Source organism: Microbispora sitophila (genome assembly GCF_014892245.1).
Lineage (GTDB): Bacteria > Actinomycetota > Actinomycetes > Streptosporangiales > Streptosporangiaceae > Microbispora > Microbispora siamensis.
This window is the reverse complement of the sequence record NZ_JADBGC010000010.1, coordinates 328,595-350,138: the sequence shown is the minus strand read 5'-3', so window position 1 is coordinate 350,138 and position 21,544 is coordinate 328,595. Positions and strand designations below refer to the sequence as shown.

The window sequence follows — 21,544 nt, the reverse complement described above, 5'->3', positions numbered from 1 at the left end:
TGGCGGCGGAGGCCAGCAGGCCCGCCGCGATCCCGCCGAGGGCGAGAGTGCGCTTCATGGATTTCTCCCTGGTCTGTCGTGGGACGTCACTTGCGCCCCATGCGTCAGTGAAGGAACGAGGAGAAAGGTATAGGAGGAATAAGGGTGGTGTAAGAGGTATCGCGGCCTTCGTTCTCCGGCTGGCGAGACGGCGCCATGGACGCGCATGGTGGCCCTCTACGACGTTTTGGCTGATCATCTACGGCAGTCGCCGACCTTCCTTACCTTGGGTAATGGAACGGTTCAGGATGCTGTGTGACGCAAATCACAGTTTGAGGCGAAACTGAAAAGAGCCCAATCTCGTCGAAACTGGTCAGACCAGGCAGTGGCACTCGGGAAGGCGGACGCAGGGAAGGCGCCGCCGCATGTCGATTCCCATGCTCTCGTCGAGGTCGGAGGTGAGTCCGGGGCGACTCGGCGGCGTCCGCACGGAGATGGTTGCCCGCGGGATCGCGACGGCGAACCGGCTGGCCGCCCAGATGACGCCGGAGCAGGACGAGCGCTGGCACCCTGGTCCAGGTGATCAACACGCTGATGGCCTCGGGCACCGCATCGGGCGTGACCGCCGATGTCGCCGCCCGGGTCATCGCGAAAGCTGTGACGACCCATAAGCCGCGCACCCGCTACACCACTGGCCGGGATGCCGCGCTCATCACCCGCCTGACTCGGCTGCTGTCCGACCGCACGCTCGACCGTGTCATCGCCGCCAACCTGCGCCGCCACTCCCCGCAGGGAGCCACTGTGTAAGCCGCCGCGCCTCCACCCCGTACAGGATCACCGGCTCAAGCGCCGGGCGGGAGGTGAAGCGGGGCGCGAGGCGTACGGCCGCCGTGCGGGCGAGAGGTGGTCACGCGCGGGGCGGGAGGCAGACCGGGGCGACAGGGAAGCCGCAATGGGAGAGGGTGATCGAATGCCGCGGATCCGGGGAGCCGGCATCGAGGAGCACAACGAGATCGTGTGGGCCGACCTCGCCGAGGCGATGCGGCAGCTGATGCTGGAGCGCGACTTCGACTCGATCAACATGGGCCACATCGCGGCCCGGGCCGGGCTCGCGCGCAACACGCTGTACAACTACGCCCGCGACAAGAGCGCGCTGGTCCTGGCGCTGACCCAGCGGGCGGCCCGACCCGCGGTCGAGCGTGTGGCCGCGATCGCCGCGCGGTCCGCGGACCCCGCCGCAGAGCGGATGCGGGAGATCATCGTGGCGGTCCTGGAGGCATTCACGGACCAGATCATGCAGCTGATGTTCCGGCCGGGCTCCGGTCCGCCGGCCGCCGAGGTACCAAAGGAGCCGGACAGCCCGTTCCACGCGATCGTGGTCGAGGTGGAGAACGTCGTCAGGGCCGGCATCGCGCGCGGAGAGTTCCACGACCTCGGCGACGTGCACCTCACGGTGGAGCTGCTGTCGGGTGTCATGCGCGCGAGCGCCGAACGCATCGGCCGGGACCCGGCCGCCTTCGCGGCCACGGTACGCGCGGCACGGGAGATCGTCCTCGCGTCTCCGGCCCGCCGTCCGGATCAGGGTCCGTCGGCGGCCGGTCTTCCGCACGCACGGCATGCCGCCATGGAATGAGATCTCAGGCGGGCCCGCTCCCGGCCCAGAATTCGTCCCGCGATACGCCTCCGCCGACGGACTACTCCAGCAGACGAGCTGCTTTGGCCGGCCGTGCACACCCTGGCCGAACTCGACGCGGCGACTTGGTGCTGTGGCCGACTTCATCAAGATCATGCGGATCCGGAGCCTGCCGACGACGCGAGCGGACTGCCGCGCCTATGTCCGCCTCGGCCGGCCACCTCAGGCAGTCACCAAGCGCTCTGCACCAGCACGGAAAACGGGAAAAGGGCCCGGCTGGAGGCCGGGCCCTTTCCTTGTGGTCCAGTCAGAGCGTCAGAGAGCTAGTCTCAGACGATCTTGCCGGAAGCGAACTTCGCGGCGTACTGGTAGACGGCCAGGGTCTCACCGTCGAAGTACGGGGAGACGCTGGTGTCGATGCGCTTGTTGCCGTCGGTGTCGGAGACCGCGATGGTCACACCGTTCAGGTAGCCAAGACGCTTGGTGCTGCTGTAGCGGTACAGCCAGGACGAGCCGATCGAGCCCTCACCGGTGAAGGAGGACTTGATGCCCACGAGCTCCTCGGCCTTCATGGACGGAGCGGCGGCCTTGAAGGTCTTGCCGTAGCTCCACTTGAGGGTCTTGCCGGTGAAGGCGTAGTTGCCGTCCGGGTGCGACCCGCTCGGGTAACCGAAGACGAAGATCCCCGTGCCGATCTTCTGGTTGTAGGCCAGGCCCTGACCACCGACGTTGGCGCCGAGGGTGCCGACGTCCTTGAGGGCGATGTCCACGAGGTGGCCACGCAGCTTGTAGTCGACGTCGAACAGGACCCAGAAGGTGGCCTTGTAGAAGCCGTTGTCCTTCGTGAAGTAGTACGCCTTGCCGTCGGCCGACGGGCCGCCGTTGCCGTACTCCTGCTTGCTGACACGGGTGATCGTGAGACCGAAGTCACGCCCGAGCCGCTTGTCGGTGCTCTCGCCACGGACCAGCGTGTCGATCGAGGACTTGGCGATGCCCGTGAGCTCGCACCAGCCGTCGACGCTCACGTACTCCTTGGCGCCCTCTTCGCCGCGCTGGCGGAGGTGCTCGCGGTCCACGACGGGCTTGATCTCGCCGGCCCAGCCGGTGGTCTTGAGCTCGAGGTCCTTGCGGGCCTTCTCGGCCTCGGCCTTGGTCTCGAAGACGCGGTTGTCCACCCAGTTCTTGACCTTGTCGGTCGAGACGCTGGTGGGCAGGACGCCGTTGTACACGGTGACGAACGCGTAGTCGCGGTCGCCGTCCTCGTACACGTCGTAGTCGTAGTGGGTGTAGGCGGTCTTACCCACGTAGATGCCCCACGGGGTCTTGCCCTGGTAGTAACCCGGGATGAACACCCACTTGTCGAGGGTGTCCTTGTTGCTCACCGTGTCGTAGACGCAGTGACCGGCGGTCGCGACCAGGTTCTTGTACTGGCTCTGCACCGCGGTGGCCGAGCACCAGTGCGGCTTGCCGTCGCCGCCGATGAAGAACACCTTGCCGGTGGTCTTCGGCAGGTTGATGTTCTTCAGGGTCGCCGTGGCGGCCTTCTGGTCGCCGCTCGAACCCACGACACCGGGCTTGCTGTCGGCCGAAGCGCCACCCGTGGACACGTGCTTGGTCGGGATGGTGGTCTCGACGTTGTACGGGGTGGCGTTGATGAGGTTGGCCTTGTTCTGGCCGTACCAGAATGCCGCCACCTGCTTGGCGGCGAAGTTCGTGTTGGCCAGGTTCACGGGCGGGGCGACGTCGGAGTCGGCGTGAGCCGGCGCGGCGATGGCGGCGGAGGCCAGCAGGCCCGCCGCGATCCCGCCCAGAGCGAGGGTGCGCTTCATGGATTTCTCCCAGGTCTGTCGTGGGACGCCGCTTGCGCCCCATCCGTCAGTGAAGGATCGAGGAGAAAGCTATAGGAGAGCTTTGCGAGGCGTAAGCGATCCGCGGCTTGCGCTCGCTGCCGCCCCCGCTGTGCCGATCCCTCGTCCGGGTGCGTTCCGCACCGTTTTGGCTGATCACCACGGGTGAGTTCCGGTATGCCCTTTGTGCGCCAGGGGTGTCGAGTGTGATGCAAATCACATCTTTTGGTGAAACCAGATGAGGCTCTCTCCCGTCAAAGCGGCCTCTCCCCCGGGATGCTCGACGTGCTGACGGCCGCCCCCGGGAGGAGGCGATTTCGGACATACGAAAAGGGCCCGGCTGGAGGCCGGGCCCTTTCCTTGTGGTCCAGTCAGAGCGTCAGAGAGCTAGTCTCAGACGATCTTGCCGGAAGCGAACTTCGCGGCGTACTGGTAGACGGCCAGGGTCTCACCGTCGAAGTACGGGGAGACGCTGGTGTCGATGCGCTTGTTGCCGTCGGTGTCGGAGACCGCGATGGTCACACCGTTCAGGTAGCCAAGACGCTTGGTGCTGCTGTAGCGGTACAGCCACGAGGAACCGATCGAGCCCTCACCGGTGAAGGAGGACTTGATGCCCACGAGCTCCTCGGCCTTCATCGCCGGAGCGGCGGCCTTGAAGGTCTTGCCGTAGGCCCACTTGAGGGTCTTGCCGGTGAAGGCGTAGTTGCCGTCCGGGTGCGACCCGCTCGGGTAACCGAAGACGAAGATCCCCGTGCCGATCTTCTGGTTGTAGGCCAGGCCCTGACCACCGACGTTGGCGCCGAGGGTGCCGACGTCCTTCAGCGCGATGTCCACGAGGTGGCCACGCAGCTTGTAGTCGAGGTCGAAGTTGCCCCAGTAGATCGCCTTGTACCAGCCGTTGTCCTTGGCGAAGTAGAAGGCCTTACCGTCGGCCGACCAGTGGTCACCGCCGGTGCCGTACTCCTCCTTGGAGACCCGGCTGACCTCGGTGCCCCACGTCCTGTCCTGGTACGTGGAGGTGCCGTTGTTCTTGGCCTGGTTCTCCAGGGTGGTCCGGTTCGCGTCGGTGTTGCCGCCGAGCTGGTCACGCGTGGCAGGCGCCTTCGCCGAGTCCGGCGTGCGGAGGGGGACCCTCGTGCCGTAGTCCACCACGGGGACGATCTTGCCCGCGAAGCCGGTGCTCTTGAGCTCCAGCTCCTGCTGAGCCTTCTCGGCCGCGGCCTTGGTCTCGAACGTGCGGTTGTCGACCCAGTTCTTGACCTTGTCCACGGCCACGTCGGTGACCTGGACGCCGTTGTACACGGTGACGAACGCGTAGTCGCGGTCGCCGTCCTCGTACACGTCGTAGTCGTAGTGGGTGTACGCGGTCTTACCCACGTAGATGCCCCACGGGGTCTTGCCCTGGTAGTAGCCGGGAACGAAGACCCACTTGTCGAGGGTCTCCTTGTTGCTCACCGTGTCGTAGACGCAGTGACCCGCGGTCGCCACCAGGTTCTTGTAACCGCTCTGCACCGCGGTCGCGGAGCACCAGTGCGGCTTGCCGTCGCCGCCGATGAAGAACACCTTGCCGGTCGTCTTCGGCAGGTTGACGTTCTTCAGGGTGGCCGTGACGGGCTTCTGGTCACCGCTCGAACCCACGACACCGGCCTTGCTGTCGGCCGAAGCACCACCGGTCGAGACGTGACGCGTGGGGACGGTCGTCTCGACGTTGTACGGCGTCGCGTTGATCAGGTTGGCCCGGGCCTCGCCGAACCAGAACGCCGCCACCTGCTTGGCGGCGAAGTTCGTGTTGGCCAGGTTGACGGCCGGGATCTCGTCGGCGGCCTGAGCCGGCGCGGCGATGGCGGCAGAGGCCAGCAGGCCCGCCGCGATCCCGCCGAGGGCGAGAGTGCGCTTCATGGATTTCTCCCTGGTCTGTCGTGGGACGTCACTTGCGCCCCATCCGTCAGTAAGAGACGAGGGAAAAGGTATAGGAGAGTCATGTGAGGTGTAAGGGGATTGTGGGCGTCTGTCCGCTCGCTGTCGACTCCGCGTCAGCCCCTCGTTCAAGCCTTCTGGTGCGTTTCCGCTGATCATTTACGGGGTATTGCAAACTTCTTGACCGGCCAGATCGACTCTCAATGTGACGCAAATCACAGGCTACGGTGAAACCGAGAGGGTGCCGTTCCCGTCAAAAACGGGCTCCTCGGGGCGCTGTCGGGCCGGCTTGCTCCCCCATGCCCGAGACCAGTCACTTCCTCCGTCTCCCGAGTCCGAACCGGGGGTGGAGGCGGCAATCCGGCCTCTCGTCGACGCGGCGACGACGCCATGTGGCTACCGCGTTCCCGGTCCCGCCGTCACGCATGACCCTCATCTCCGCCGATGAAGCCGGCATGCATATGGCGCACGCGCTCAGGGGGTGACGACTTTTGGAACGATCCTTTCAAGGAGTAATGGGAATTGAATCGGTCCAATCAGCGTCGTGCTGAGCCGAATTCTCCACGCGCATTCGTTGTCGCCTTGTCAAGGCGGAGAGGTGGGAGCGGGGCCCTTCTCAGTCATTTCGGAAGGACAAACGCGAGCATCTGTGCCGGGAAGCTCGCTTATGTCCGCTTCAGCTCGGACCGAGCGGCTGAGCGTGGGGAAGGGCCTCGACTCACCAGGGCGACGCCACAGGCAGGCGGGCAGCGCGGCGTTCGTCGCCGGTCGGGTCCGCCTCCTACGCCGGCGCCGCCGAGGCGGGGACCGGGCGTGCGGGGCCCTCGGAAGCGGCATCCGGCCATCGCCGGTCGAGTGGCGGCGCTCCCGGGCCCGCCACGGAGGCGGCCCGAGGCGCCGAGGCGACGGCGGCTGGGTGACGGCGGCTGGGTGGAGGAGGCACGCAGTGCCGTACAGCAGGGGCGAGGTGGGAGCGTCCTCGCCCGGTACGGCGGTTCCGCGACGACGAAGCGGTTCCGCGACAAACGAAGGGGTTCCGCGACAAACGAAAGGGCCCGGATGGACAAGCCATCCGGGCCCTTCCTGAGGCCGTCAGGAGTCAGAAGACTCAGACGATCTTGCCGGACCAGTTGGCCGCGGCGGTCTTGTAGACGGCCAGCGTCTCACCGTCGAAGTACGGGGAGATGCTGGTGTCGATGCGGTCGTTGCGGTCCACGTCGGCGAGACCGATGGTCACACCGTTGAGGTAGCCGAGCCGCTTGGCATTGCTGTAGCGGTACAGCCACGGCGAACCGATCGAGCCCTCACCGGTGAAGGAGGACTTGACGCCCACGAGCTCCTCGCCCTTGATGGCCGGGACGCTCGCCTTGAACGTCTTGCCGTAGGCCCACTTCATGGTCTTGCCGGTGAACTGGTAGTTGCCGTCCGGCTCCGACCCGCTCGGGTAGCCGAACATGAAGACGTTCGTGCCGATCTTCTGGTTGTAGGCCAAGCCCTGACCACCCACGTTGTCGCCGAGGCGACCCACGTCCTTCAGGGCGATCCTCAGCGTGCCGTGCGGCCTGTGGCCGTGACGGCCGTACGTCGCCCAGAAGGTCCGGGCGTAGTACTTGTACTTCGGCCGGTGACCGTTGTCGTCGCAGTGGTCCTTGCCGCCGCCGCGACGGTCGTTGTCGTTGGAGAAGGTGTCGCGGGGGCCGCGGTCGTCGTCGCACCAGTCGGGCTTGCCGGTCGGCGAGGGGGACGGCGACGGGGACGGGGAAGCCGACGGCGAGGGGCTCGGCGACGGCGACGGGCTCGCGCTCGGGCTGGGGCTCGGGCTCGGGCTCCTGGTCGGCCTACCCCGGCCCTGGCCGTCGTCGTTGCCGCCCTTGAAGAGGACCACGTCGTCCGCGGCGGGCTTGCCGTTGTTGCCGCCCCAGTTGTGACCCGGACCGCCGTGGCCCGGACCGCCGTGGCCGTGGTCGTCGTCGTCCCAGACCTTCTTGCGGAAGTACAGGGTCTTGCCGTCACCGCTGACGTACGAGTCGAAGCGGCTGTTGTACTGCCGCTCGCTGATCTCGCGGGTCTGGACACCCGTGCCCTTGGCCCAGGGGCCGTTGCCGGTGAGGTCCCTGCCCCTGTTCAGCGCCTGGAACTCACGCACGGACAGGCGCTCGACGCGGTGGCCGTAGCGGTCGTCGCGGCCGTGGTCGCCACGCCCCCACTCGTCACGGTCGTTGCGCCCGTGGTCGTCGCGGCCGTGGTCACGCCCGTGGTAGTCGTCCCGGCCGTGGTCACGCCCGCGGTAGTCGTCCCGGCCGTACCTGTCGTAGCTGACGCCGGTGACCTGGACGCCGTTGTAGACGGTCACGAACGCGTAGTCGCGGTCGCCGTCCTCGTACACGTCGTAGTCGTAGTGCGTGTACGCGGTCTTACCCACGTAGATGCCCCACGGGGTCTTGCCCTGGTAGTAACCCGGGATGAAGACCCACTTGTCCAGCGTGGCCCGGTTGCGGTCGGTGTCGTAGACGCAGTGACCGGCGGTCGCGACCAGGTTCTTGTACCCGTTCTGCACCGCGGTCGCCGAGCACCAGTGCGGCCTGTGGTCGGCGCCGATGAAGAACACCTTGCCCACGGTGCGGGGGAGGTTGACGTTCTTCAGGTTGCCGGTGGCGGCCTTCTGGTCACCGCTCGACCCGACGACGCCGGGCTTGCTGCTGGCGGACGTCCCGCCGGTCGAGACGTGCTTCGCGGGGAACTTGGTCTCGACGTTGTACGGCGTGGCGTTGATCAGGTTGGCCCGAGCCTCGCCGAACCAGAACGCCGCCACCTGCTGAGCCGCGAAGTTGGTGTTCGCGAGGTTGATGGCGGGGATTTGGTCGGAGGCTTGGGCCGGGGAGGCGACGATGGCGGAGGCCAGGAGGCCGGCCGTCACACCGCCGAGGGCGAGAGTGCGCTTCAAGGTGGATCTCCCTGGTCTGTCGTGAGGCGCCACTTGCGCCCCATGCGTCAGTGAAGGAACTAGGGAAGTTATAACGAAGAAACCCTCTGAAAACAGAAATTTCAGAATTTCCTCTTCGTGCCCACAGGGTCTCCACACTGCGCCGACGGCGGTGCCGGTGTGCGCCGTCCGCATCGTCTCTGCTGATCACGCAGCATCCGTACGTCTCCGATCCTGGGGCGCATGTGGATCGGTCCAACGACATGTGTGACGAAAATCACACTTATAGGGGGATGTCGCCGTCGCTAGCGGGGTGACGAAGTGCAGAATTCGTCATCAAAAGCGACAAACGGACAGTGTAGGCATTTCTCGGCCGCGATGAGGGCGTTTGCCGGCGGCGAAGTCCGGTGTCGTCCGGCCACTCCACTGCCGCTTTCCGCCGACCGGCCGCCGACAGGGGGGTGCGACCGCTTAGTGGGCCGCCCCGTCGGAGGCGTCGAAGGGCACCAGAAGTGTGCGCAGCAGGGCGGCGAGGGCCTGCTGTTCGTGCTGTTCGAGGCCGGCGAGCAGTTCGCGTTCGCGGCGCAGCAGGTCGGCGAAGGCGGCGTCCACGCGGTGCATCCCGGCGGGCGTCAGTCGCACCAGCACGCCGCGCCGGTCCTCGGGATCCGGCCGTCGGGTGACCAATCCGGCGGCGGCCAGCCGGTCGATGCGGTTCGTCATCGTGCCCGAGGTCACCAGGGTGGCGCGCAGCAGCGCTCCCGGGCTCAGCTCGTACGGCTCGCCCGCGCGGCGCAGGGCCGTCAGCACGTCGAACTCCCACGACTCGATGTCGTGGGACGCGAAGGCCGCCCGGCGCTCGCGCTCCAGGTGCCGGCTGAGCCGGGAGACTCGGCTCAGCACCTCGAGAGGCGTCACGTCCAGGTCCGGGCGTTCCTGCTTCCAGGCCGCGACCAGCCGGTCCACCTCGTCCTCGACGGGCCTCGAGAAGGTCATGGGCCGAGTCTAGCTTCTCTTGACATCGAGATATCTCCCGCGATATCGATTTATCTCGACGTCAAGATAATGGAGGAGGCCGGCATGGGCGCGGACATCTGGGATCCGGGGGTCTACGAGCGGTACGCGGCCGAGCGCGGCCGTCCCTTCCACGAACTCGTGGCCCGGGTGGGGGCGAGGTCGCCCGAGTATGTCGTCGATCTCGGCTGCGGCACCGGAGAGCTCACGGCGACCCTGTGTGACCGCTGGCCCGGCGCCCGGGTGCACGGCGTCGACTCCTCGCCCGCGATGATCGCCAAGGCGCCGCCCGGGCCGACGTTCGAGGTGGCCGACGTCCGGGACTGGCGCCCACCAGGACCGGTCGACGTGATCGTCTCGAACGCGCTCCTGCAGTGGATCCCGGAGCACCCCGACCTGCTGCGCCGGTGGAGGAGCCACCTGACCAAGGGAGGCTGGCTCGCCTTCCAGGTGCCCGGCAACTTCCACGCGCCGAGTCACGCCGTCGTGCGCGAGTTGTGCCGTACGACCTGGCGGGAGGAACTGGGCGACGTGCCGCGGGGCGTGCCGGTCGGGGATCCTGCCGACTACGTGGACCTGCTCGCCGGCCTCGGCTTCACCGTGGACGCGTGGGAGACCACCTACGTGCATGTCCTGCCCGGGGAGGACCCGGTGCTCGGCTGGATCAAGGGCACGGCCCTGCGGCCCATGCTCGACCGGCTGCCGGCCGAGCGGCACGCCGCCTTCCTCGCCGACTGCGCGCGTGCCCTGCGTGCCGCCTACCCGCCCAGGCCGTACGGCACGCCGTTCCCGTTCCGGCGGATCTTCGTGGCCGCGCATCTGTGAGGTTTGTTCACGAGGTCTGTTCACCTTCGCGTGGCAGTATGACCGCCAACCGGGACATAAGGGGGAACGGTGGCGCTCGAGATCGAGGACAAGTTCGACGTTCCGGAGGGCTTCGCCCTGCCCGACCTGAGCGGTGTGCCAGGGTGCGAGGGAGTGTCAGAACCGCTCTCCCACCGGCTGACCGCGGTCTACTTCGACACTCCCGACCTGCGGCTGGCGGCCCGGGGCGTCACCCTGCGCCGGCGGCGCGGCGGAGACGACGAGGGCTGGCACCTCAAGCTGCCCAAGGCCAAGGGCGCCCGCCAGGAGATCACCCGGCCGCTCACCCGCAGCGCCAAGGTGGTGCCCGCCGAGCTGGCGAGCCTCGTCCTCGCGTACACGCGGGGCGCCCCGCTCGCGCCGGTGGCCCAGCTGGAGACCCGGCGCGGGGTCACCCGGCTGCTCGGTCCGGGCGGCACCGTGCTCGTGGAGATCGCCGATGACCGGGTGAAGGGCACGGTGCTCGGTGACGAGCCGGTGGTGCGGCGCTGGCGCGAGGTCGAGGCCGAGCTCAAGGAGGGCGAGCGCGACCTTCTCAAGAAGGTGGCCAAACGGCTGCGCAAGGCGGGCGCCGCTCCCGCGGACAGCGCGAGCAAACTCGCGCGCGTCCTGGGCGACCGCATCCCCGCGCCGCCGACGAGGACCCGTCCCGAGCCCGGTTCGGCCGGAGAGGTCGTCGTCGCCTACCTCCGGGCTCACGTGGACGCGCTGCTCGCGCAGGATCCGCACGTGCGGCTGGCCGAGGAGGACGCCGTCCACAAGGCCAGGGTCGCCTGCCGCCGCCTGCGCAGCGCGCTCAAGGCGTTCAAGCGGATCGTCGCCGGCACCGAGGACCTCCAGGAGGAACTCAAGTGGCTCGGCGAGGTGCTGGGCGAGGCCCGTGACCTGGAGGTCATCCGGGCCCGCTTCGCCACCCGCCTCGACGGCCTCGACTCCCGCCTCGTCACCGCCGACGCGCGCCGCAGGCTGGGCGACGACCTGCTGGCCAGGGAGCACGACGCGTACGAGCGCATCCGGCGCGCGCTCAGCGAGGACCGTTACTTCGCACTGCTCGACGCCCTCGACGCGCTGGCCGCCGACCCGCCGCTGACGGCCACGGCGGCCAAGGACGCCGACAAGGCGCTGCTCACGATCGTGGACAGGAACTGGCGGCGGGTGACCGACGCCTACGAGGCGGCGCGGCGCATGGAGGAGGGCGAGGAGCGGGAGACGGCCATGCACGACGTGCGCAAGGCCGCCAAGCGCGCCCGATACACGGCGGAGGCCGCGGGCATCTCCGGCGCGGCCGACCGTGCCAAGCAGGTGCAGGAGGTGCTCGGACGGCACCAGGACGGCGTCGTCGCCCAGGGCGTGCTGCTGGAGGAGGCGGAACGGGCCCGGCAGGCCGGGGAGGACACCTTCACCTACGGCGTGCTCGCGGGCATCGAGAGCGCCGAGGCGGCCCGGGCCCAGGAGGAGTTCCCCGCCGTCTGGTCCCGCCTCGCCTGACCGCGCCTCGATCAGGCGACGTACCGCGCTCTCATGCGTGGCCTTCGGTGGTGGTGGTGCCGCCGGTGGGGAACAGGATCGGGCTCAGCAAGTACGGCCGGCGGCCCTCCGCCGGCCCGTTGTCCCGATGGGCCAGCATCGCGGCCCGCACCTGCTTGATCAGGTCCGCAAGCTCGTCGGGCGTCAGCCAGTACGTGGACTGGGTATAGCCCACCGAGTCGGCGAACGGGTCCGCTCCCTCCCGGTCGAGGTAGGCGTTGAACTCGCTGAGCAACACCCCCAGCCCCGTCGTGAACGCTGCGCGATGGTCCTCCAGTGACATCGACGCGGCCATGTCACGGTCGATCACCGTCCGGGCCCGGTGCAGCCGGTAGGTGCGCTCGACCGCGCCGTGCACCCGTTGCTCGCCGACCACTTCGAGCACGCCCGCCTCGGCCAGCAGCCCGACATGCCGGTAGACGGTGGTCCTCGGCACGTCGGCCAGGTCTTCGCACAGGTCACCGATCGTACGAGCGCGTCCGCCCGACATGGCGTGCACGATCCGCAGGCGCACTGGATGCAAAAGCAGGGTCACGGTGTCCATGCCGCTACGATTCCACGTTTGGTACCATTCCCAAAATTGGGATCGCAGGAGGAGTGCGGATCATGAAGCCACCCTTGGGCGAGTACTACGACGTGAACGGCCGCAAGCTGCTGCTGCATCGAGAGGGGGGCGGCGCCCCCGCCGTCGTGTTCCTCCCCGGAGCCGGTGCGGTCGGCATGGACTACTGGGACGCCCAGCGGCGCGCCGCCGCCTTCACCACCAGCGTCTTCTACGACCGGGCCGGGACCGGCTGGAGCGAGAGCATCGACCTGCCTCGCGCGTCCACCGAGGTCACCGACGAACTCCGCGCGCTCCTGCACAGCGCGGAAGTCCCCGGCCCCTACGTGTTCGCCGCACACTCGCTGGGCGCCCTGTACGCCCGCCACTACGCGACCCGCTTCCCCGACGAGGTCGCCGGGCTTGTCCTGTTGGAACCGGCCCACGAGGATTACCGCGCCTACATGCCTCGCGAGCTGGTCGAACGATGGGACGCATGGGACCCCGCCGACGCCCTTCCCGACGAACTGCCCGGAGAGATCCTGGAGTTCTACCGCGTCCTGTTCGAGCAGGAGATGGCCGACTGGCCCGCCAACCTGCGCGAGCCGCTCATCGACGGCCACGTGAGCCGTGAATGGCTGCTCACCGGTATCCGAGAGGCCGCGAACATCGAAGCCGTCCGCGATGAGATTCGCGCCGCGGGCCCGTTGCCCGACGTACCGATGATCATCTTGACCGCGCTGGCCATCGACCCGTTCAAGCAGGCAGTGTCGGCGGGCATTTCCGAGGAACTGCTTCAGGCGGAAAACGACGGCAAAACGCGCCTCTACACCGAATTCGCCGCCTCCGTCCCGCGCGGTGAGAACCGCATCGTGGAGGACGCGGGGCACGTCACGCTGCCGTTCCGCCGCCCCGAGGCAGTGGTGCGGGCGATCCGCGACGTCCTCGCACTGTGACGACCGACGTGACTTGGCGGGCGCGTCGCGTACCGCACGCCAGTCTCAGGTCGCGTACCGCACGCCAGTCTCAGGTCGCGTACCGCACGCCAGTCTCAGGTCGCGTACCGCTCCAGGCTCACGACGCGGTCTCTGCCGGCGGCGCGGTGGAGCACGGCGAAGCCGCCCTTGGCGAGGGTGTGGTCGGCGGTCCGCACGCCGTGCAGCGCCTCGCCGGCCATGCCCAGCAGCTCGGGCAGGATCTTGCCGTGGCTGCACAGCACCGCCGGCTCGGGCGCGGCCAGCAGATCGCGCACGATCCGTTCCGCCTCGCGCGGGTCGTAACCGCTCTCCGACAGCGCCGTCTCCTCGCGCACCTCAAGCCCGTGCCGCTCGGCGTACGGCTTGAGCGTCTGCATGCAGCGCCTGCTGTGCGAGCTGACCAGGATGGCCGGGCGGTAGGCCCCCAGCACCGTGGCCAGGATCTCGGCCTGGGCGCGGCCGCGCTCGTCCAGCGGGCGCCGGTCGTCGTCGCCCTTCCACTCCTGCCGGGAACCCGCCAGCGCGTGCCGCAGCAGGATCAGCGGCGTGGTGACGAGGGGCGCGGCGCCGACGGCGCGCAGCAGGCTGCGGTCCCACGCGTAGGTGAGTCGCCGCCGCGCCTCCTCGATCGGCAGCCAGGCGACCTTGTCGACCTCGTGCCCGTCGCCGGCGATCGGATGCCGGTGCCCGGGCGCCTGGGCGAGCCAGTAGTCCACCCGCTTCAGCCGGCCGTCGTGCATGTAGTGCACGGGCGGGAGCGCGCGGCCGAGCACGACCCGCAGGCCGGTCTCCTCCCACACCTCGCGCAGGGCCGCCACGATCACGTGCTCGCCGTGCTTGAGCTTCCCCTTGGGCAGGCTCCAGTCGTCGTACGCCGGGCGGTGCACGAGGGCGACCTCCGGGTCGTCCTCCTTCCCCCGCCAGACGACCGCCCCGGCCGCCCTGATCATGCCCTTGCCCATGCCTCTGACCATGCCCTCGGCCGTCACTCCGTCACGTCGTCCACGGTGCGCCAGCGCCTCCCGGCGATCAGGTGGTGCTGGAGATCGACCTCACCCCGGTGACGCAGCCACTTGCCGTCGGAATGCAGCGTCCAGGCGGTGGTGGTGTCCCGGAACGCCAGGTCGAGCAGATCGGACAGATACCTGCGCTGCTGCGGGCTGTTGACCTTGACCAGCGCCTCGACCCGCCGGTCCAGGTTGCGGCGCATCAGGTCGGCGCTGCCGATCCAGATCTCCGGCCGCCGCCCTCCGCCGAACTCGTACACGCGGGAGTGTTCGAGGAAGCGGCCGAGCACGCTGCGTACGCGGATGTTCTCCGACAGGCCGGGCACGCCGGGTCGGAGGGTGCAGATGCCACGCACCCACAGGTCCACCGGCACCCCCGCCTGCGAGGCGCGATACAGCGCGTCGATGACCGGCTCGTCCACCATCGAGTTGGTCTTGATCCGGATCCGGGCCGGGCGGCCCGCCGCCCGATGGGTGATCTCCTGCTCGATCCGGGCGAGCAGGCCCTGGCGCAGCGAGTCGGGCGCGACCAGCAGCCGGCGATACTCGGACTGGTGGGAGTAGCCGGTCAGGTGGATGAACAGGTCCGTGACGTCCTCGCCCACCTGCGGATCGGCGGTGAGCAGGCCGAAGTCCTCGTACTGCCGGGCCGTCTTCGGGTTGTAGTTGCCGGTGCCGATGTGGCAGTAGCGCCGCAGTTCGCCGCCCGCCTCCTGACGGACCACCATCGACAGCTTGCAGTGCGTCTTGAGGCCGAGCACGCCGTACACGACGTGGCACCCGGCCGTCTCCAGCTTGCGCGCCCAGGAGATGTTCGCGTGCTCGTCGAACCTCGCCTTGATCTCCACCACGACCACGACCTGCTTGCCCGCCTCGGCCGCGTCGATCAGCGCGTCCACGATCGGGGAGTCGCCGCTGGTGCGGTACAGGGTCTGCTTGATCGCCAGCACGTCCGGATCGGCCGCCGCCTCCTCCACGAACCGCTGCACGCTCGTCGCGAACGAGTCGTACGGGTGGTGGATGAGGATGTCGTGCTCGCGGAGGGTGGCGAACAGGTCGTCCTCGGCGCTGATCGCCTCCGCCGGGACGAACGGCCGGTAGTGGAGCTCCGGGCGGTCGAGGTCGGCGATGGCGTGCAGCCCGGTTAAGTCGAGCGGCCCGGGCAGGCGGTAGATCTCGTTGTCGGACACGCCCAGCTCGTCCACGAGCAGTTCCAGCACCTGGGGGGTGATGGTGTCCTCGACCTCCAGCCGCACCGGCGGCCCGAACCGGCGGCGCAGCAACTCGCGTTCCAGCGCCTTCATGAGGTTCTCCGTGACGTCCTCGTCGATCTCCAGGTCCTCGTTCCTGGTCACCCGGAAGACGTGGTGCTGCACGATCTGCATGCCCTTGAACAGCTCGCCCAGGTGGGCCGCGATCACGTCCTCCATCGGGACGAACCGGTTGGGCGAGGCGGTCACGAATCGGGGGAGCTGCGAGGGGACCTTCACCCGCGCGAACACCGTGTGGCCGTCCGCCGGGTTCCGCACGGTCACGGCCAGGTTCAGTGAAAGACCCGAGATGTACGGGAACGGGTGGGCGGGATCGACGGCCAGCGGCGTCAGGACCGGCCGGATCCGCTCACGGAAGAGCTTGCGCAGCGCCGTCCGCTCGTCCCTGGCGAGGTCGTCCCAGCGGACGATCGCGATGCCCTCCTCGGCGAGCTCCGGGCAGATGCGGTCGTGGAAGACCGCCGCGTGCCTGCGCGCGAGCTCGTCGGCGACCGTCGAGATCCGCGACAGCGCCTCGCTCGGCTTCAGCCCGCCCGTCGTCCGCAGGAGCAGGCCGGTCGCCATCCGCCGTTTGAGCCCGGCCACCCGTACGCGGAAGAACTCGTCCAGGTTGCTCGCGAAGATGGCGAGGAACCGGACGCGTTCGAGCAGCGGCACCGAGGAGTCCTCCGCCAACTCCAGGACGCGCTCGTTGAACTGGAGCCAGCTCTCCTCCCGGTTGAGGAATCGGTCGTTGGGCAGCGGGGCGTGCGCGGGGAGGTCGGCCTCCTCCGGCTCAGGGGCGGGGGAGCTTTGGGCGGACATATAACGAAATATGCCCCAACTCGTTGAACGGAACGTTAACTTCGTAGCAACGAAAGCGTCAGGCTGACTCTGACAGGCCGCGCTGCCCCTGATCGCCGCGCCTGCTAGTGCGCTGTCCACCAACGGTCACCGGGGTGGAGGGAGCGGAGCGGGCTTCGCGAGGACCGGAGGTTCCTTCCGGCGCAGTGACCGACCCGGCCAAGGTTCGTGGACACCCCGCTAGACATCGCCGGCAACCGCCAGGAGCCGCTTCACATGGCGTCGCCGACCGCCACGAGTCGCATTCCGCGGTGCCCCGGCGATCGTCCCCCGGCCCGCCTTCCCTGCTGTCCGGCGATCGTTTCCCGGCCAGCTTTCCTTGCCGTCCGGGCGATCGTCTCCGACCCGCCTTTCCTGCTGTCCCGGCGAGCGTCCGCGAGCCGTCGGCGGGACCGTCAGATCTCCCCATGCTGTTGCCGGTCGAAGCCCTTCGTCCGCTCGCGCTGCAGGCGTTCCAGCTCCTTGGCCCGCTCGCGCTGGCGGCGTTCGAGTTCCTTGGCGCGTTCGCGCTGCTCGCGCTCCTGCGCCTTCTCCTGCTCGCGGCGGAGCTTCTCCTGCTCCTTCATCTGCCGTTCGAGCTCCTTGGCGCGTTCGCGCTGCTCGCGTTCCTTGGCTTTCTCCAGCTCGCGCTGCTCGCGTTCCTTGGCCTTCTCCAGCTCGCGCTGCTGGCGTTCGAGCTGCTTGGCGCGTTCGCGCTGTTCGCGTTCGCGTGCCTTCTCCTGCTCGCGGCGGAGCTTCTCCTGCTCCTTCGAGTCGCGCTCGCCGGGTCGCGCCGTACGGGTCTCCGCGGCGGGGGACAGGACCAGGCCGCGCGTCGCGGCGGTGAGCGCGGGATTGGGATCGAGGCCGGTCAGGCCGTTCCAGGACAGGTTCACCAGGTGGGCGGCGACCTCCTCGCGGCGCGGTTTGCGCACCTCGAGCCACCACTGGCCGGTGAGGGCGGTCATTCCCACGAGCATCTGGGCGTACATCGGCGCGAGCTTGGGGTCGTAGCCGCGCTCCTTGAACTCGTCCGCCAGCACGTCCTCCACCTGGCTGGCGATGTCGCTGATCAGGCTGGCGAAGGTGCCCGTACCCGAGGCGGCGTGGGAGTCGCGGACGAGGATGCGGAAGCCCTCGCTGCTCTCCTCGATGTACTGCAGGAGGGCGAGCGCGGCCCGCTCCAGCTTGATGCGGGCGTGCGAGGCCGACAGGGCCTGGGTGACCAGGCTGAGCAGGCGCTGCATCTCCCGGTCGATGACGACGGCGTAGATGCCCTCCTTGCCGCCGAAGTGCTCGTACACCACGGGCTTGGACACCTTGGCGCTGGCCGCGATCTCCTCCACCGAGGTGCCGTCGAACCCCTTGTCCGCGAACAGGGCACGGCCGACCTGGATCAGCTGCTCGCGCCGCTCCGCGCCGGTCATGCGTCTTCGGGATCGGGAAGACTCGCTCACGGGTTCCATCATGGCGGGTGCGACGGCCCTGACCCGGTTCGGGCCGGTTGCCGTCTTCCGGGGAGAAGTCGCCCGACGCGCCGGTACGGCCACCGCGGAGGCGGGGGCCGTACGAGTGCCGGTGCCGGCGGGTGCCGGAAGGGCGGATGTGGCGGGCGCCGCCGGAGAAGAGGGCGCCGATAGGGGGGACGTCGGTGTGAGGGACAGGGCCGCCGCGTTCCGTAGAGCGGCCCTGCCGTCAGCGCTGACTGAGTCGTCAGGCAAGTCGCTTCGCCGCCAGCCGCTCCGGGGTCGGCCACCGCACGTCGTAAGCCCAGCCGGCCTTCTCGAACCAGCGGATCAGGCCCGCGCTGAGGTCGATCTGGCCCTTGAGCGCGCCGTGCCGGGCGCAGGTGGGGTCGGAGTGGTGCAGGTTGTGCCACGACTCGCCGAACGACGGGATGGCCAGCCACCAGACGTTGCGGGACTTGTCGCGCGACTCGAACACCTCCTCGCCGAACACGTGGCAGATGGAGTTGATCGACCAGGTCACGTGGTGCAGCAGCCCGATCCGCATCAGCGTGCCCCAGAAGAAGGCGGTCAGCGCGCCCTGCCACGACCAGGTGATGAGGCCGCCCAGGACCGGCGGGAGCAGCAGGGAGGTGATCGCCATCGTCGGGAACCACCGGTGCAGCTTCATGATGTCCGGGTCCTTCAGCAGGTCCGGGGCGTACTTGGCGCGGTTGACGCGCTCGACCTCGAAGAGCCAGCCCACGTGCGCGTACAGCAGGCCCTTGCACATGGACTTGAAGCCGGGCCCGAACCGCCACGGCGAGTGCGGGTCGCCCTCCTTGTCGGAGAACTTGTGGTGCTTGCGGTGGGCGGCGACCCAGTCCAGCACCGACATCTCCAGCGAGAGGCTGCCGGCGATCCCGAGGGCGATCTTCAGAGGCCGGTTGGCCTTGAACGAGCCGTGGGTGAAATAGCGGTGGAACCCGACCGTGACCCCCAAGCCGGATACGGCGTAGAACACGGCGGCGATCGCGACGTCCGTCCAGCCCAGGCCCCATCCCCAGGCGAACGGCACCGCGGCGATGACCGCGAGGATCGGAAGACCGACGACGAGTGCGAAGACGACCAGATCGGCTTTGCTCTTGCCTTCCGGCTCGAACTCCGGCTTCGGCTGTGGTGAGGGACGTTCGGTCAGGACGGTCATGGGCTACCTCACGAAATGGGGAAGATTGTCTGGCTACGCAACCGTAACCTACGCCATCGTAAGTTAGGAATACCTAAGAGCGAATGTGTGGAAGGTGACGCTCGGGGCCACATCTGGTGGCGAATCCATGCCTTGCACCAACGGTCGGCCATCTGGTAATGCCTCGTGCTCACTTCCGGGGGCGCGCCGCAGACGCGCCACGTCGACGGCGACCTGCCCGCAATGCCCTCTCGGTAACATCCGGATTCGCCGTAGTTCCGGCCATGCTCGGGCTTGTCAGGCGTGCGGGTGACGCCGGGCCGCGTCGATGAGGCGGGCGCCGAGCGGGCGGATGCGCTCGACGAGTTCGGGCGGTTCGTGCACCTCGAACGGGACGCCGAGCCGCGCGACCCATACTTCAGGCGCGGCACGGCCGGCTTCGGCCAGATGCTGTGGCGCACCTGCTGCAGCGTCCAGCCCTGCCTGTGCGGGTCGAGCTCTGCCGAGGCGGTCTTGAACCGATAGGCAGTGCGCGGGTAGGACAACCGACCGCGCCCGGTGGCCAGGCAAATATCGGCGGCCGAAACGAGCACGAGGTCACCACCTACGCGGCCCGCCGCTCTCGTCGGCCGTGTGGTCGGCGAGGGCGGCGGGGCCGGGGAGCTTACAGTGCGCGGAGCTGGGTGAGGAGTTGGAGGGTGTCGGAGTTGAGCCAGTACTCCACGAACTTGCCGTCCCGTATCCGCAGGGTGTCGGTGCCGGTGAAGGTGACGACGGTGCCGGGTTCGGCCTTCGCTCCGGGGAAGCCGCCGGCGTAGGTGCCGGTGGCCGTCCAGCGCACCGAGGCATGGTGCCCGGCGACCAGAGGATCGATCTGCAGGGAGAAGTGCAGGTCGGGGAAGGCTGCGCGGGTCTGGGCGATCCAGGCCACCAGACCGTCTGTGCCTCGGATGGTGCTGCCGTCACCTCCGTCGAGGAGGGCGGCGTGGACCTTGAAGTCCGAAGAAATGATGCGCGGTGCCTGAGTGAAGTCGCCGTTCCAGAGGCGGAGCCAGGCGTCGAGCATCGCCTTCGGGTTTTTGGCGGTGCTCTGGTGGTCCTGTGACGTGACCGCGTGTTCGGCTGAGGTGGCGGTCGATGTGTGAGCGGCGGCTGTCGTGGCACCGACGGCCAGGGCGGCCATGGCCGCGGGGACGATAAGTCGCATCCGGTAGGTGGTCATGGTGATTCCTCTATGTCGGTGGGGCGAAAGGGGTGTGAGTCGATGCAGGTGGTGCGGGGGCAGGGAGGGCGTGCGTGGTCAGGTAGCGGCTGGTGCGTCGCGCACGCACTGCGAGAGCAGGAACACGCTGTAGTCGTCGCCTTCGAGGCTGACGCTGCTCGGCAGCTGGGCCGCCATGGCGAAACCCGCGCTGCGCGGTGTCTGGGCCGCTGACGTTTCCTGGAAGTCTTCGCGCCGTGGTGACGCGTTCGGGGTGGTGCGGACGAAGGGGGAGGTTCTCGGCTGGCGAGAGGGCGCAGGGTGGTGCACTGGCCGCCGAGGAGCGAGGCCAGGGGTGCAGAGCGACTATCCCGTTGACGGTCCTGGGCTCGGCCGGCCGCATCGCCTCGGCGACGCGGGTGAGTGGACGGGACCGGGACCGGGTCGATGGCGTCCACGACCACGTGACCGGCCCAGCCGCCGACCTTGAGCAGCGCGGTCACCCGGCTGCCGGCCAGGCCGGCGGCAACGCCGTCCCCCGCCGAGATGACGATGCCGACCAGGTCGTAGCGGGGACGGACGGGAAGGGCGGCTGGTCGTAGTAGCGGCCCCGGCGCATCTGCTGCTCGGTGAAGGAGACACCGGTCGCCTCCATGCGGATCACGACCTGGCCCGGACCGGCGGCGGACCGGCTCCCTCTCGCATCTGAAGCCCCTCCGGCTTAACCGCGCCCGGTAGCACGACCTCGACCATTGCTTCAGCGTTCATGACAGACCTCCGTCCAGTCCCTCGCCAGCGAGCGGCTGGCGTGTAGTTATAGTTATAGCTAAGCGCTGGAGCAACAGCAAGTAACCCTCGTAATACCCTATAACTAAGCGCGTACCAAGCAGCGGTGGGAGTCCGGCGCCGAGCCGGTAGCCGGGCGTGCCCGCAGGCCGTGCACGACAGAGCCGAGTTCGCCAGCCGGTCGATGTCGCGGATCGCGCGGTGCGAGACACCGAGCCGTTCGGCCAGTCAGGCGCCCGGCCAGTCCCTGGGGTCTGCGGCGGCGGGAGTCCGGCTCCGGCCCGCGGGCCGGCCGGTGGGCGGTGTCGAGGTGGGGCCGACGATGCGCTGAATTTTGGGGGCGCGCGCCAGGGGGGCGGCTCTGTATCCTGAGTGCGGATTCCGGCGGCTGCCGGAATCCGGCAAAACGGCACGTTGTGCCTTTCCCGGGTCGTCTAGGGGCAAGACTACAGATTTTGGTTCTGTCAACGGAGGTTCGAATCCTCCCCCGGGAGCCCCTTCATCCAGCCGTTCCAGCCCCAGGGGGGCTGGTTCCCTCCCGGGGTACGGCAGGTAAGCTCACCTTGTCGAGCGGGTGACCGTGCGGTTCCTGGGTACTGGACGC

Annotated in this window: 17 protein-coding genes and 1 tRNA gene; 8 read left to right on the top strand and 10 right to left on the bottom strand. The window is 68.6% G+C overall.

Going from position 1 to position 21,544, the window contains the following annotated elements; genetic code table 11:
* Positions 1-558: 558 nt before the first annotated feature.
* Together IL992_RS20870 and IL992_RS20865 are read left to right on the top strand one after the other, a co-directional pair.
* A complete protein-coding gene (locus IL992_RS20870) occupies positions 559-786 on the top strand; it encodes a hypothetical protein (RefSeq protein WP_193205018.1) in 228 nt (75 codons plus the stop codon).
* A gap of 163 nt (positions 787-949) precedes the next feature.
* The gene (locus IL992_RS20865; protein WP_193205017.1) at positions 950-1,612 is read left to right on the top strand and encodes a TetR/AcrR family transcriptional regulator; all 663 of its coding nucleotides are present in this window, start codon (positions 950-952) and stop codon (positions 1,610-1,612) included.
* A gap of 329 nt (positions 1,613-1,941) precedes the next feature.
* Here the strand turns inward: IL992_RS20865 and IL992_RS20860 are convergent, their stop codons facing one another.
* The 4 genes from IL992_RS20860 to IL992_RS20845 all read right to left on the bottom strand — a co-directional run bounded on the left by IL992_RS20860 (position 1,942) and on the right by IL992_RS20845 (position 9,295).
* Positions 1,942-3,441: a trypsin-like serine peptidase gene (locus IL992_RS20860; protein WP_193205016.1), complete on the bottom strand. Its 1,500-nt coding sequence runs from the start codon at positions 3,439-3,441 to the stop codon at positions 1,942-1,944.
* A 411-nt stretch (positions 3,442-3,852) separates the two neighbouring features.
* A complete protein-coding gene (locus IL992_RS46325) occupies positions 3,853-5,358 on the bottom strand; it encodes a trypsin-like serine peptidase (protein ID WP_226873425.1) in 1,506 nt (501 codons plus the stop codon).
* A gap of 1,126 nt (positions 5,359-6,484) precedes the next feature.
* Positions 6,485-8,320 carry a trypsin-like serine peptidase gene (locus IL992_RS46320; protein ID WP_226873424.1) on the bottom strand — a complete coding sequence of 612 codons (1,836 nt, stop codon included), beginning with the start codon at positions 8,318-8,320 and terminating at the stop codon, positions 6,485-6,487.
* Between the two features lie 450 nt (positions 8,321-8,770).
* Positions 8,771-9,295: a MarR family winged helix-turn-helix transcriptional regulator gene (locus IL992_RS20845; RefSeq protein WP_193205015.1), complete on the bottom strand. Its 525-nt coding sequence runs from the start codon at positions 9,293-9,295 to the stop codon at positions 8,771-8,773.
* 84 nt (positions 9,296-9,379) lie between these two features.
* Here IL992_RS20845 and IL992_RS20840 point away from each other — a divergent pair, with 84 nt between their 5' ends.
* Positions 9,380-10,138: a trans-aconitate 2-methyltransferase gene (locus tag IL992_RS20840; protein WP_226873423.1), complete on the top strand. Its 759-nt coding sequence runs from the start codon at positions 9,380-9,382 to the stop codon at positions 10,136-10,138.
* Between the two features lie 69 nt (positions 10,139-10,207).
* Positions 10,208-11,665, top strand: coding sequence for a CYTH and CHAD domain-containing protein (locus IL992_RS48425; protein WP_193205014.1), 1,458 nt, complete (start codon positions 10,208-10,210; stop codon positions 11,663-11,665).
* Between the two features lie 31 nt (positions 11,666-11,696).
* Here IL992_RS48425 and IL992_RS20830 read toward each other — a convergent pair whose 3' ends face one another.
* Positions 11,697-12,248 (bottom strand): helix-turn-helix domain-containing protein, encoded by a 552-nt coding sequence (locus tag IL992_RS20830; RefSeq protein WP_193205013.1) that lies wholly within the window; start codon positions 12,246-12,248, stop codon positions 11,697-11,699.
* Between the two features lie 62 nt (positions 12,249-12,310).
* Between IL992_RS20830 and IL992_RS20825 the strand changes: the two genes are divergently transcribed.
* On the top strand, positions 12,311-13,201 hold the full coding sequence (locus tag IL992_RS20825; protein WP_193205012.1) for an alpha/beta fold hydrolase: 891 nt from the start codon (positions 12,311-12,313) through the stop codon (positions 13,199-13,201).
* Positions 13,202-13,296: 95 nt separating this feature from the next.
* Here IL992_RS20825 and IL992_RS20820 read toward each other — a convergent pair whose 3' ends face one another.
* The 4 genes from IL992_RS20820 to IL992_RS20805 form a co-directional block, all read right to left on the bottom strand.
* A complete protein-coding gene (locus tag IL992_RS20820; protein WP_226873422.1) occupies positions 13,297-14,184 on the bottom strand; it encodes an NUDIX hydrolase in 888 nt (295 codons plus the stop codon).
* Positions 14,185-14,207: 23 nt separating this feature from the next.
* On the bottom strand, positions 14,208-16,304 hold the full coding sequence (locus tag IL992_RS20815) for an RNA degradosome polyphosphate kinase (protein ID WP_193205011.1): 2,097 nt from the start codon (positions 16,302-16,304) through the stop codon (positions 14,208-14,210).
* A gap of 434 nt (positions 16,305-16,738) precedes the next feature.
* The gene (locus IL992_RS20810; protein ID WP_226873421.1) at positions 16,739-17,749 is read right to left on the bottom strand and encodes a TetR/AcrR family transcriptional regulator; all 1,011 of its coding nucleotides are present in this window, start codon (positions 17,747-17,749) and stop codon (positions 16,739-16,741) included.
* 286 nt (positions 17,750-18,035) lie between these two features.
* Positions 18,036-18,974, bottom strand: coding sequence for an acyl-CoA desaturase (locus IL992_RS20805; RefSeq protein ID WP_193205010.1), 939 nt, complete (start codon positions 18,972-18,974; stop codon positions 18,036-18,038).
* A gap of 288 nt (positions 18,975-19,262) precedes the next feature.
* Here IL992_RS20805 and IL992_RS20800 point away from each other — a divergent pair, with 288 nt between their 5' ends.
* Positions 19,263-19,478 carry a hypothetical protein gene (locus IL992_RS20800; protein WP_193205009.1) on the top strand — a complete coding sequence of 72 codons (216 nt, stop codon included), beginning with the start codon at positions 19,263-19,265 and terminating at the stop codon, positions 19,476-19,478.
* A 139-nt stretch (positions 19,479-19,617) separates the two neighbouring features.
* Here the strand turns inward: IL992_RS20800 and IL992_RS20795 are convergent, their stop codons facing one another.
* Positions 19,618-20,175 (bottom strand): ester cyclase, encoded by a 558-nt coding sequence (locus IL992_RS20795; protein WP_226873420.1) that lies wholly within the window; start codon positions 20,173-20,175, stop codon positions 19,618-19,620.
* Between the two features lie 353 nt (positions 20,176-20,528).
* On the opposite strand from IL992_RS20795, the gene IL992_RS46315 reads away from it, so the two are divergent.
* Positions 20,529-20,756 carry a hypothetical protein gene (locus tag IL992_RS46315; protein WP_226873419.1) on the top strand — a complete coding sequence of 76 codons (228 nt, stop codon included), beginning with the start codon at positions 20,529-20,531 and terminating at the stop codon, positions 20,754-20,756.
* Positions 20,757-21,363: 607 nt separating this feature from the next.
* A tRNA-Gln gene (locus tag IL992_RS20790) sits at positions 21,364-21,434 on the top strand.
* Positions 21,435-21,544 lie beyond the last annotated feature (110 nt).